Annotated in this window: 2 protein-coding genes and 1 pseudogene; all 3 read right to left on the reverse strand. The window is 75.2% G+C overall.

Features of this window, described 5'->3' with window-relative positions:
- Positions 1-13: 13 nt before the first annotated feature.
- Positions 14-916: a proline iminopeptidase-family hydrolase gene (locus tag FHX75_RS10810; RefSeq protein WP_154938576.1), complete on the reverse strand. Its 903-nt coding sequence runs from the start codon at positions 914-916 to the stop codon at positions 14-16.
- Positions 916-1218: a hypothetical protein gene (locus FHX75_RS10815; RefSeq protein ID WP_154938578.1), complete on the reverse strand. Its 303-nt coding sequence runs from the start codon at positions 1216-1218 to the stop codon at positions 916-918. Before FHX75_RS10815 ends, FHX75_RS10810 begins: the two co-directional genes overlap by 1 nt.
- A gap of 132 nt (positions 1219-1350) precedes the next feature.
- Positions 1351-13233: pseudogene (locus FHX75_RS10820) on the reverse strand (type I polyketide synthase); the annotation flags it as partial.
- Positions 13234-13247: the final 14 nt, after the last annotated feature.

Raw genomic sequence — 13247 nt, forward strand, 5'->3', positions numbered from 1 at the left:
TGTCCGTCCTTCTTCACACCTGCGCGACGGTCTTGAGGTAGTCGCCCACCGTCTGGCGGAACCGGTCCGGCTCCTCCAGGTGCGGCACGTGGCTGGAGTCGTCGAACAGCTCCCAGCGCGCGTCCGGGATGAGGTCGACGAAAGGCCGGACGGTGGCCGGAGTGGCCTCGTCGTGGCGGCCCGAGATGACCAGGGTGGGCACCGCGATGTCGGCGAGACAGTCGGTGACGCCCCAGTCCTTCAGCGACCCGATGACGTGGAACTCGCTCGGTCCGTTCATCGCGAGGTAGACGGTCGGGTCGTTGTAGAGCTCGTAGAAGGAGGCCTGGTAGTCGCGGGGCCACGGGTCGAGCCGGCACAGGTGCCGGTCGTAGAAGACCTTCGTGGCGGCGTGGTACTCGTCGCTGTCGGTGGTGCCCGCCGCCTCGTGCCGGCGCAGCGTGTCGTCGACCCCGGCCGGCAGCGCGGCGCGCAGCTCCGCCATCGCGTCCAGCCACAACGGATACGACGCCGGCGCGTCGGCGATGATCAGGCCCTTCAGGCCGGCCGGCGCCGCCGCGGCGTGCTTCGCCACCAGCAGGCCGCCCCAGGAGTGTCCGAACAGGACGTAGTTGTCGGCGATCCCGAGGTGGCGCAGGAGGTTGTCCAGCTCGTCGAGGAAGAGCTGGACCGTCCAGAACTCGGCCGGCCGGCCCGGCAGATGGGTGGAACCCCCGTTGCCCAGCTGGTCGTAGTGGACGACGGGGGTGCCGCCGTCGGCGAACACCGAGAGGCTGGTCAGGTAGTCGTGGGTGCTGCCGGGGCCGCCGTGCACGACCACCAGCGCGGTCCGTTGCGGCGACAGCTCCCCCGTGACCCGGTACCAGGTCCGGAATTCGCCGAACGGCGCCGTCCCCTTGGTCGTCGGTGCGGTCACTAGACGCGGCGGCCGGTGACCGGGAAGGTACCGAACATGCCCGGCTTGGCCTTGCCGGTCATGGTGTCGCCGTTGACGGTGACGGTGACCTTCATGGTCAGCGGCACCGGCTTGCGGCACTTGATCTTCCACGAGGCGACGTCGCCGACCAGCTCGCCGTCGATGATGTCGGGGTCGATGACCTGGCCGTTGGCCCGGGCCTTGCCGATCAGCTTCTCGCCCTCGGCGGTCAGGTCGACCCAGAGGCTCTGCTTGCCGAGCGGGCTCTCGATGTCCAGCTGCCAGCTGCCGTCGGTGCTCATCCGTTGCTCCCTATCGTGCGTCGATCGCTTCCCGTGGCAGACACTATGGACCGGGGCGGGCGGTCCATACCCCTATCAGCCCCTAGGGGGGAGCGTCCCGAGCCACTCCTCGACGACCTCCGCGGCGACCGCCGCCCGGTCCTCGATCATGGTGAAGTGGGTGGCCGCGACGGTGCGGTACTCGTGCGTCGGCTCCCAGGGCCGGGCCTGCCAGGAGCCGTCGTCGGCCGCGTCCGGTTGGAACGGCTCGGCCGCGCCGACGAAGAGCACCGGCGCCTCGACCGGGTCCAGCCGGAACCGGGGCACCAGGTCGAAGTAGCGGTTCATCCCCGACAGGGCGGCGCTGTTGAGCATCCCGAAGCGGGCGTCGGCCTGGACCAGCCCGACGGTGAGCTGCTCCATCAGCCGGGACTGGTCCCGGTCGTCGGTGTCGACCCGGTAGGTGTCCATCAGCACCACGCCGGCGGGGCGCATTCCCAGCCTCCGTTCCAGGTGCCCGGCGGTGGCGTAGGCGAGCGTCCCGCCCGAGGAGTAGCCGATGAGAACGAACGAGCGTCCGGCGGCGGCCCGGACGACGCTCTCGGCGAGCACGTCGACCACCGCGTCCACCGAGTCGGGCAGCCGCTCCCCGGCGACGAAGCCCGGGTTGGTCAGCGACACCATCGGACGCCGGCCCCGGAACGCGGCGGCCAGCCGGGCGTGCTGGTGCGGGCCGCCGGTGGCCATCGGCGTGCTGATCCCGATGAGCACGGGTGACCCGGGGCCGTCGGCCATGGTGACGCCCGGTGGCACCGCCCCGAAGTCGGCGGCGGAGGTGAACCGGGGTCGCAGGTCGGCCACCGCCCGCAGCAGGTTGAAGCCCTTGAGCACCTCGTTGCCCAGCACCGCCGCCCGGAACAGCCCGGCCAGGGTGTCCGGCTCGCCGGCCGGCTCCGGTGCGGGCGCGCCACCGGCCGCCGGGGCCAGCTCGGCGCGCAGGTGCCGGGCCAGCGCGGCGGGATTCTTGTTGTCGAACACCGCCATCGGGGCCAGCCGCAGCCCGGTCGCCGCGTTGAGCCGGTTGCGCAGCTCCACCGCGGCGAGGGAGTCGAAACCCAGTTCGAGGAAGTCCCGCTCCGGGTCGACCGCCTCGGGGCCGTCGTGGCCGAGCACGGCGGCGGCGTGGCCGCGTACCAGCTCGGTGACCTGGCGCTCCTGTTCGGCCGGGGACTGCCCGGCGAGCCGGCGGGCGAACCACTCCGGGTCGACGGCGGCCGCGGCGCTGCGTCGGCGTACCCGGGGCAGCAGGCCACGCAGCAGCGCGGGCGGCTCGTCGGCGCGGGCGCGCAGCGCCGCCACGTCGACCTTCACCGGCACCAGCGTGGCGCGGGGACTGCGCAGCGCGGTGTCGAGCGCGGCCAGCCCCTCCGGCACGGTCAGCGCGGGCAGGCCCTGCCGGGCCATCCGTTGCAGGTCCGCCTCGGTGAGCCAGGCGCCCAGGCCGACGTCGGTGCCCCAGAGCCCGTAGGCGACCGAGGTGGCGGGCAGGCCGGCCGCCACCCGGTGCTGCGCGAGCGCGTCGAGGAAGACGTTCGCGGTGGCGTACCCGCCCTGCCCGGCGGCGAGCACCAGCCCGCCGGCCGAGGAGAAGAGCACGAACGCGGCCAGGTCGGCGTCGCGGGTCAGCTCGTGCAGGTGCCAGGCGGCGTCCACCTTCGGGCGCAGCACCCCGTCGATCCGCTCCGGGGTCAGCGAGCCCACCACCCCGTCGTCCACCACCGCCGCCGCGTGCACCACCGCGGTCAGCGGACGCCGGTCGGGCACGCCGGCGAGCAGCGCGGCGAGCTGGTCGCGGTCGCCCACGTCGCAGGCCACCACGTCGGCGGTGGCGCCGAGCGCGGCCAGGTCGGCGCGGAGCTCGTCCACCCCGGGCGCCGCCGGCCCGCGCCGGCTGGTCAGCAGCAGGTGCCTGATCCCGTACGCCCCGGCGAGGTGCCGGGCCACCAGGGCGCCCAGCCCGCCGGTGCCACCGGTGATCAGCACGGTGCCGTCGGGGTCCAACCCGGCCGGGGCGTCGGCCGGGGCGTACGGCTCGCGGACCAGGCGGGGCACCAGGACACGGCCGGCCCGGATCATCAGTTCCGGCTCGTCGGTGGCGAGGGCGGCCCCGAGGGCGTCCCGGGAGGCGACGGTCCGGTCGGTGTCGAGCAGCACGAAGCGGCCGGGGTTCTCCGCCTGGGCGGCTCGGAGCAGGCCCCACACCGGCGCCTGGGTCAGCGCCACGTCCGCCCCGTCGACGCCGACCGCGCCCTCGGTGAGCAGGACCAGCCGGGTGGCGGTGAAGCGGGGGTCGGCGAGCCAGCCCTGGACGAGGTCCAGGACCTCGTACACGCAGCTACGGACGCCGGCCAGGACGTCGACGCCGGTGTTCGGCTCGGGACGCTCGGCGGTGCCGGGTGTGGTCGCCGGGCGGGGGACCCGGAAGAGCACCACGTCGGGCGCCGGAAGGCCGGCGTCCACGGCGGCACCGAGCGCGGCGAGGTCCGGGTAGCTGGGAAGGTCGCCGTCACCGCCAAGCGGGACGAGATCCCTGTCGTTCGCCGGGCCGCCGTCCCTGCCGAGCACGGCAAGATTCTGGTCGTTTGCCGGGCCGCCGTTGATGCCAAGCGCGGCGAGATCTCCGTCGTTCGCCGGGCCGACGGCCCGGCCGAGCGCGTCGAGTTCCGGGGCGTTCACCGGATCGGCGTTGATGCCGGAAGCGTGCGGGGCCGATGCGCTCGCCGGACCGGTGTCGGCGTCGGGCGCGGCGCGGTGAGGGCCGGGCTGGCCGATGACGGCCCACCCGGTGCCGGTGGTGGCGGTCGGCAGCTCGGCGGCGGGGGTCCAGGCGAGCCGGTACAGGCCGTCCTGCCGGTTCGGCGTGGCGGTCCGGAGCTGCGCCGCGTCGACCTCCCGCAGGGCGAGGGAGCCGATGGCGGCGACCGGCGCGCCGGACAGGTCGGCCAGGTCGAGCGAGACCTCGCGGGGCCCGGTCGGGCGGATCGCGACCCGCAGCCCCCGGGCGCCGGTGGCGTGCGGGGTGACGGTGTTCCAGGAGAACGGCAGCATGGTGCCGCCCTGGTCGTCGCCGTCGCCGTCGGCGAGCCCGAGCACGTGCAGCGCGGCGTCGAGCAGGGCCGGGTGCAGCACGAACTGCTCGGCCTCGGCGTGCGCGACGTCCGGCAGGCTGATCTCGGCGTACAGCTCGTCGCCGCGCTGCCAGGCGGCGCGCAGCCCCTGGAAGGTGGGCCCGTAGCCGTAGCCGCGCTCGGCCATCCGCTCGTACGCGTCGCCGGTCGGCAGCGGAGTCGCGCCCGGCGGTGGCCAGGCGGTCAGGTCCACGGCGGGCGCCGTGCCGCCGGCGCCGATCCGGCCGTCGGCGTGCCGGGTCCACGGGTCGGCCTCGCCAGCGCAGGAGTGGACGGTGACGGACCGGGAGCCGCCCTCGTCGGGTGGGCCGACAGCGACCTGGAGGGTGACCGCCGTGTTCTCGGGCAGCATCAACGGGGCGTGCAGGATCAGCTCCTCGATCACCGGCGCGTCGGTCCGCTCGCCGGCGGCGACCGCCAGCTCGACGAAGCCGGTGCCGGGGAAGAGGACGGTGTCGCCGACCGTGTGGTCGGCGAGCCACGGCTGGGTGTCGACGGAGAGCCGGCCGGTGAAGAGCACGCCGTCGGTGTCGGCGAGGGTGACCGACGCGCCGAGCAGCGGATGCTCGGTCGCGGCGAGACCGGCCGGGGCGGCCCCCTCGCCACCGGGCCGTTCCGGACGCCAGTAGCGCTGCCGCTGGAAGGGGTAGGTGGGCAGCTCGACACGGGTGCCGGTGAGCAGTGTGGTCCAGTCGACGATGGTGCCGGAGATGTGCAGCCTGGCCAGGGCGGTCAGGGCCTGCCGGTGTTCGTCGTGTCCCCGCCGCAGGCTCGGGATGATCGTCGCGTCGTCGGTGAGGATGCCCCCGATCATCGGGGTGAGCGCGGCGTCCGGGCCGAGTTCCAGGAACGTGGTCGCTCCCGCCTGATGCAGGGCGGTGATGCCGTCGGCGAAGCGGACGGCCTCGCGGACGTGGCGGACCCAGTAGTCGGGGTCGGTCAGCTCGGAGGTGGCGATAGCGCCGGTCAGGTTCGACACGACCGGGAGTTGCGGCTCGGCGTAGGTCAGGCTTGCCGCGACGGCCCGGAAGTCGTCGAGCATCGGCTCCATCAGCCCGCAGTGGAACGCGTGACTCACTCGAAGACGGGTCGTCTTGCGCCCGAGCTTGGTGAAGTGCTCGGCCAAGCGCAGCACGGCGGCTTCGGGGCCGGAGATGACCACCGACCGGGGGCCGTTGACGGCAGCGATGTCCACCCCGGCACCTGCCGCCGGGCCGATGCCGGTGGCCGTTGCGGCGAAGAGCCCATCGCCGTTGGCCGCGACCGTTCCACGGCCGCCGGCGCCGCCGTCCGCAACGACCCGGCCATCACCGCCGCCGTCGCTGCCGTTAGCCGCGACCGGACCGCTGCCGGCGACCGTGCCGTTGCCGCTGCCGGCGCCGGTGCCGGTGCCGGTGGAGGCTGAATCGTTTGCGTCATCAGGTCCGTAGGACACGACAGAGGCGTCCGGCCCCGCCAGCGCCGCCCGCACCTCCTCCTCCGACGCCTGCACCGCCACCATCGCGCCGCCCTCGGGCAGCGCCTGCATCAACCGACCCCGCGCCGCCACCAGCTTCGCGGCATCGGCCAGCGACAACACACCGGCCACATGCGCCGCCGCCAGCTCACCGATCGAGTGTCCGGCGACGAAATCGGCCCGCACGCCCCACGACTCCATCAGCCGGAACAGCGCCACCTCGACGGCGAACAACCCGGCCTGCGCATGGCCCGTCTGGCGGATCAGCTCCTCATCGTCACCCCAGATCACCTCACGCAACGGCCGGTCCAAGTGCGCGTCCAGCTCGGACACCACCGCGTCGAACGCAGCGGCGAACACCGGGAAGGCTGCGTGCAGCGAGCGACCCATGCCGAGCCGCTGCGCGCCCTGACCGGTGAACAGCACCGCCAACCGACCAGCCCGGGCTGTCCCCGACAGGACGGGCGCCGCCGTCCCGCCGTCGGCGAGGGTGGCCAGCCCGGCGAGGAGTTCGTCGCGGTCGGCGCCCAGCACGGCAGCCCGCTGTTCCAGGGCGGCGCGGCCGGTCGCCAGCGAGTACGCCACGTCCGGCAGCCGCAGCTCCGGCCGGCCCGACAGGTGCCGGTGCAGCCGGGCGGCCTGGGCCCGCAGCGCCACCTCGGAGCGGGCGGAGAGCAGCCAGAGCAGCCGCCCCTGCGTCCCGGTCTCCGATTCCGTGGGGGTGGCCGGGGGCGGTGGGGCCTGTTCGACGATGACGTGGGCGTTGGTGCCGGAGAGCCCGAACGACGAGATGCCGGCCCGGCGCGGATGCCCGTTCGCCGACCACTCGCGGGGCCGGGTCAGCAGCTCGACCGCCCCGGCGGACCAGTCCACCTGCGGCGAGCGCTCCTCGGCGTGCAGCGTCGGCGGCATCAGGCCGTGCCGCATCGCCTGCACCATCTTGATCACGCCGGCCACACCGGCGGCGGCCTGGGTGTGCCCCAGGTTCGACTTGATCGACCCCAGCCACAGCGGACGATCCGCGGGCCGGTCCTGACCGTAGGTGGCCAGCAGCGCCTGCGCCTCGATCGGGTCACCGAGGGTCGTACCCGTGCCGTGGGCCTCGACCACGTCCACCTCGGCGGCCGGCACACCGGCCGACGCCAGGGCGGCCCGGATCACCCGCTGCTGCGAGGGGCCGTTCGGGGCGAAGAAGCCGTTCGACGCGCCGTCCTGGTTGACCGCCGTGCCGCGTACCACGGCCAGCACCGGGTGGCCGAGCCGCTGGGCGTCGGACAGGCGCTCGACCAGCAGGAAACCGGCGCCCTCGGCCCAGCCGGTGCCGTCGGCGCCCGCCCCGAAGGAGCGGCACCGGCCGTCCGGGGAGAGGCCGCGCTGCCGGGAGAACTCGATCAGGATCTCGGGGGTGGCCATCACGGTCACGCCGCCGGCGAGCGCCAGCGAGCACTCCCCCGACCGCAGCGCCTGCACCGCGAGGTGCAACGCCACCAGCGACGACGAGCAGGCGGTGTCCACCGCCACCGCCGGGCCCTCCAGGCCAAGCACGTACGACACCCGACCGGCCGCCGCGCTGCCGCCGGCGGAGCTGCCGTACCCGTAGTCGTGGTACATCAGGCCCGCGAAGACGCCGGTGGGGCTGCCCTTGAGCGTGCCCGGGTCGATCCCGGCCCGCTCGAACGCCTCCCAGGCGCACTCCAGCAGCAGCCGCTGCTGCGGGTCCACCGCGTACGCCTCGTTGGGGCTGATCCCGAAGAAGCCGGCGTCGAAGTCGGCGGCGTCCGACAGGAACCCGCCGGCCCGGGCGTAGCAGCGGCCGGGGCGGCCCGGCTCGGGGTGGTACAGGTCGTCGGCCCAGCCCCGGTCGGTGGGCAGCGGCGCGATCGCGTCCACCCCGTCGGCGACCAACCGCCACAGCTCCTCCGGCGAGCCGACCCCGCCGGGGAAGCGGCAGCTCATCCCGACGATGGCGATCGGCTCGTCCACCGGGCGCGGCCCGACCTGGGTGGGGGCGTCGGCCTGCACGCCGCCGAGCAGCGAGTCGAGGTAGGCCGCGACGGCGTCGGCAGTCGGGTAGTCGAAGACCAGCGTGGCGGGCAGCCGCAGGTCGGTCGCCGCGCCCAGCGCGTTGCGCAGTTCCACCGCCGACAGCGAGTCGAAGCCCAGCTCGGAGAAGGCGCGGTCCGGCTCCACCGCCTCGGCGGAGTCGTACCCGAGGACGGCGGCGACCTGGGCGCGGACCAGGTCCCGCAGGGCGCGGAGCCGGTCGGGGCCGGACCGGCCGGCGAACCGCCCGGCGGCGGCCGGGGTGTCGGTGGCCCGGCGCATCCGCCGGGGCGCCCGGACCAGGGCGCGCAGCAGCGCGGGAATGCCGGCGTCGGTGCGCACGGCGGCCGGGTCGATCCGGAGTGGAACGAGGGTGACCGGCCGGTCCCGCAGCGCGGTGTCGAACGCGGCCAGCCCGTCGGCCTCGGTGAGCGCGGGGAAGCCCTGTCGGGCCATCCGTTCCAGGTCGGCGTCACTGAGCACGGCACCCAGCCCCGCGTCGGTGCCCCACAGCCCGTACGCCAGCGAGGTCGCCGGCAGCCCTCGGGCGGCCCGGTGCTCGGCGAGCGCGTCGAGGAAGACGTTCGCCGCCGCGTAGCCGGCCTGGCCGGCGGCGAGCACCAGCCCGCCCGCGGAGGAGAAGAGCACGAAGGCGGACAGGTCCGATTCGCGGGTCAGCTCGTGCAGGTGCCAGGCACCGTCCACCTTGGGCGCGAGGGTCGCCGCGAGCCGTTCCGGGGTGAGCGTGGCGGTCACGCCGTTGTCGGCGACCCCGGCGGCGTGCACCACGATCCGCAGCGGGTGGGCGGCGGGGATGTCGGCCAGCACGGCGGCCAGGGCGTCCCGGTCGGCGGCGTCGCAGGCCGCCACGCGTACCGTCGCGCCGAGCGCGGTCAGGTCGCTGACCAGCGCGTCCACGCCGGGGGCGGCGGGCCCGCGCCGACTGGTGAGCACCAGGTGGCGGACGCCGTGCGCGGTGACCAGGTGCCGGGCCACCAGCGCGCCGAGACCGCCGGCGCCCCCGGTGACCAGCGCCGTGCCGTCGCTCGGGCCGCCGGTCGCCGGCTCGCCGACCGTGGCGTGCTCGGGCGTCCCGGCGGCGGTCGCCGCGTGGTCGCGCGACGCGCCGTCGGTCGTCGCGCCGTCGGTCGTCGCGTCGTCGGGGGTGTCGGTCGCGGCATCGCCGGTCGGGCTCTCGGGCGTCGCGACGTCGGATACCGGGACGAGCCGGGGCACGAACAGGCGGCCTGCGCGCAGCGCCAACTCCGGCTCCCTCGCCGCGAGGGCCGCCGGCAGCGCGGCCCAGGACTCCGGCCGGCCGTCGGTGTCGGCGAGGACGAACCGTTCCGGGTTCTCCGCCTGCGCCGCCCGGACCAGGCCCCAGACCGGCGCCTGGTCCAGCGCCACCCGGTCGTCGGGGCCGGTGACGACGGCCTCCCGGGTGAGCAGCACCAGCCGCGAGTCGGCGAACCGGTCGTCGGCCAGCCAGGCCCGCACGGCCGCCAGCGCCGCCCCGGTCACCTCCCGGACCGCCGTCGGCACGTCGCCGTCGCCGGCAGCGAGCGGCAGCAGCACCACCTCCGGTACGTCGTCCGCCGCGCCGGCCGCGTCCAGATCGGCGTACGACGGCACCCCCGGCACCGCGACGGCGTCGCCGACCACCGCCCAGCGGGACGGGTCCGGCGCCCCGTCCGGGGTGGCCGCCGACTGCCAGCTCACCCGGTGCAGCACCTGGTCGCGGCCGGCCCGGACGCCGTCGAGTTGGGCGGCGGAGACCGGCCGGGAGACCAGCGACCCGACGGTGAGCACCGGCTGCCCGGACGGGTCGGCGACGGCGAGGGTGACGCTGTCCGGCCCGGTGGGTGCCATCCGCAGCCGCAGTGCGGTGGCGCCGACGGCGTGCCGGGAGACGCCGTTCCAGGCGAACGGCAGCAGCGTCGCCCCGGAGCCGTCGTGGTCCTGGAGCAGGGAGGCGTGCATGGCGGCGTCGAGCAGGGCCGGGTGCAGGCCGAACCGGGCGGCGTCCGGGTGCGCCTCGTCGGGCAGGGCCACCTCCGCGTACAGCTCGTCGCCGCGTTCCCAGGCGGCCTGCAGCCCCTGGAACGTCGGCCCGTACGCGTACCCCCGCCCGCGCAACCGCTCGTATGCGCCCTCGGTGGCCAGCGGGGTCGCGCCCGCCGGCGGCCAGGCGGTCAGGTCGACGGACGGCGCGGCGGCGTCGGCGGCGAGCAGCCCGTCGGCGTGCAGCGTCCAGCGACCCCCGGTGGCCCGGGAGTAGACGCCGACGGTACGGCGCCCGGCGGTGTCGGGGTCGCCGACGACCACCTGCACCATGACGTCGCCGCGTTCGGGCAGCACCAGGGGCGCGGTGAGGGTCAGTTCGTCGAGCCGGTGGCAGCCGGCCTCCTCGCCGGCGCGCAGGGCGAGTTCCACCAGGCCGGTGCCGGGCAGCAGCACGGTGCCGAGCACGTCGTGATCGGCGAGCCAGGGCTGCACCTGCCGGGACAGCCGGCCGGTGAGGACGAGGCCGTCGGCGTGGGCGGTGGCCACGGCGGCCCGCAGCAGCGGATGGTCGACGGGGGTCAGGCCGAGCGCGGCCGGGTCGTCGCCGAGCGCGCCGGCCAGCCAGGACTCGGCGAGGTAGTCCAGGGTGTGCAGCCAGTACCGCTGCCGCTGGAACGGGTAGGTGGGCAGGTCGACGGTGCGGGTGGCCTGCGGGAGCAGTGCGGTCCAGTCGACGGTGGTGCCCGTGACGTGCAGCCTCGCCAGGGCGGTCAGGGCCTGCCGCGGTTCGTCGTGTCCCCGCCGCAGGCTGGGCACGACCGTGACGTCGTCGGTGAGGATGCCCTCGATCATCGGGGCGAGCGCGGCGTCCGGACCGAGTTCCAGGAACGTGGTCGCGCCCGCCTGATGCAGGGTGGTGATGCCGTCGGCGAAGCGGACGGCCTCGCGAACGTGGCGGACCCAGTAGTCCGGGTCGGTCAGCTCGGTCGTGACCAGGGCGCCGGTCAGGTTGGACACGACCGGGAGTTGCGGGTCGGCGTAGGTCAGGTCTGCTGCGACGGCCCGGAACTCGTCGAGCATCGGGGCCATCAACGCGCTGTGGAACGCATGACTCACCCGCAGGCGGGTCGTCTTCCGCCCCAGGTTGGTGAAGTGCTCGGCCAGGCGCAGCACCGCTGCTTCGGGGCCGGAGATGACCACGGACCGGGGGCCGTTGACGGCCGCGATGTCCACACCGGCCGCTGGGCCGTTGGAGGTTGAATCGTCTGCGTCATCAGGTCGGTAGGACGCGAAGGAGGCATCCTGTGCCGCCAGCGCCGCCCGCACCTCCTCCTCCGACGCCTGCACGGCCACCATCGCCCCACCAGCCGGCAACGCCTGCATCAACCGACCCCGCGCCGCCACCAGCCGAGCCGCATCCGCCAGCGACAACACCCCAGCGACGTGCGCGGCGGCCAACTCACCGATCGAATGCCCCGCCACGAAGTCCGGCCGCACACCCCACGACTCAGCTAGGCGGAACAGGGCGACCTCGACCGCGAACAACCCGGCCTGCGCATGACCCGTCTGGCGGATCAGCTCCTCGTCATCGCCCCAGGTCACCTCACGCAACGGCCGGTCCAGGTGCGCGTCCAGCTCGGACACCACCGCGTCGAAAGCAGCGGCGAAGACCGGGAACACCGCGTGCAGCGAGCGACCCATACCCAGGCGCTGCGCGCCCTGACCGGTGAACAACACCGCCAACCGACCGGCCTGGGCCACGCCGGAGACGGCGTTGGGCGCCCGCCCCCCCGCCGCCACCGCCGCCAGGCCGGCGGACAGCTCGGCCGGGTCCGCGCCCAGCACCACCGCCCGGTGGCCGAACGCCGCTCGACCGGTGACCAGGGTTCGGGCCGCGGCCCCCAGGTCCACCGGCGACAAGTCTCCGGCGACAGAAGCGAAGCGGTCCGCGAGTTCGCGGAGCGCCGGGTCGGACTTCGCCGACAACACCCAGGGCACCAGCGACGAGGGCACGCCGGCGTCCGGCTGCGGGGCGGACTCCGGGGCCTGTTCGACGATGACATGGGCGTTGGTGCCGGAGAGGCCGAACGACGAGATGCCGGCCCGGCGCGGGTGCCCGTCCGCCGGCCACTCGCGTGCCTCGGTCAGCAGCTCGACCGCGCCGGACGACCACTCCACCTTGGGCGAGCGCTCCTCGGCGTGCAGGGTCCGGGGCATCACCCCGTGCCGCATCGCCTGCACCATCTTGATGACGGCGGCGACGCCGGCGGCGGCCTGGGTGTGCCCGAGGTTCGACTTGATCGACCCGAGCCGGAGCGGCCGGTCGGCGGGCCGGTCCTGCCCGTACGTGGCGAGCAGGGCCTGCGCCTCGATCGGGTCGCCGAGGGTGGTGCCGGTGCCGTGCGCCTCCACGACGTCCACCTCGGCGGCCGGGACGCCGGCCGAGGCGAGGGCGGCGCGGATCACCCGCTGCTGGGCGGGGCCGTTCGGGGCGAAGAAGCCGTTCGACGCGCCGTCCTGGTTGACGGCCGTGCCGCGAACCACGGCGAGCACCGGGTGGCCGAGGCGCTGGGCGTCAGAGAGGCGTTCCACCAGCAGGAAGCCGGCACCCTCGCCCCAGCCGGTGCCGTCGGCGCCCGCCCCGAACGACTTGCACCGGCCATCCGGGGCCAGCCCTCGCTGGCGGCTGAACTCGACGAAGGCCTCCGGCGTCGCCATCACCGCCGCGCCACCGGCGAGCGCCAGGGTGCACTCCCCCGAGCGCAGCGCCTGCACCGCCAGGTGCAACGCGACCAGCGACGACGAGCAGGCGGTGTCCACGGTGACCGCCGGCCCCTCCAACCCCAGCGCGTACGCCACCCGGCCGGAGGCGATCGAGCCGGTGGCGTGGCTGCTGGCGTAGTCGTGGTACATCAGCCCGGCGAACACCCCGGTACGGCTGCCGCGCAGCGTGCCGGGGTCGATGCCGGCCCGCTCGAACGCCTCCCAGGCGCACTCCAGCAGCAGCCGCTGCTGCGGATCCATGATGGTCGCCTCGTTGGGGCTGATCCCGAAGAACGCCGGGTCGAAGGCGGCGGCGTCGGTGAGGAACCCGCCCTGCCGGACGTAGCTGGTGTGCGGGCGCTCGCCGGTCGGGTCGTAGAGCTCGTCGACGTTCCAGCCCCGGTCGGCGGGGAAGTCGCCGATCGCGTCGACCCCGTCGGCGACCAGCCGCCACAGCTGCTCCGGCGTGCTCACCCCGCCGGGGAAGCGGCAGCTCATCCCGACGATCGCGACCGGCTCGTGGGCGGCCGCGGTGAGCCGCCGGTTCTGCGCGCGCAGCCGCTCGGTCTCCTTGAGCGAGCTGCGCAGCGCGGCGA

The organism is Micromonospora palomenae (assembly GCF_007829925.1).
In the GTDB taxonomy this organism is placed as follows: Bacteria; Actinomycetota; Actinomycetes; order Mycobacteriales; family Micromonosporaceae; genus Micromonospora; species Micromonospora purpureochromogenes.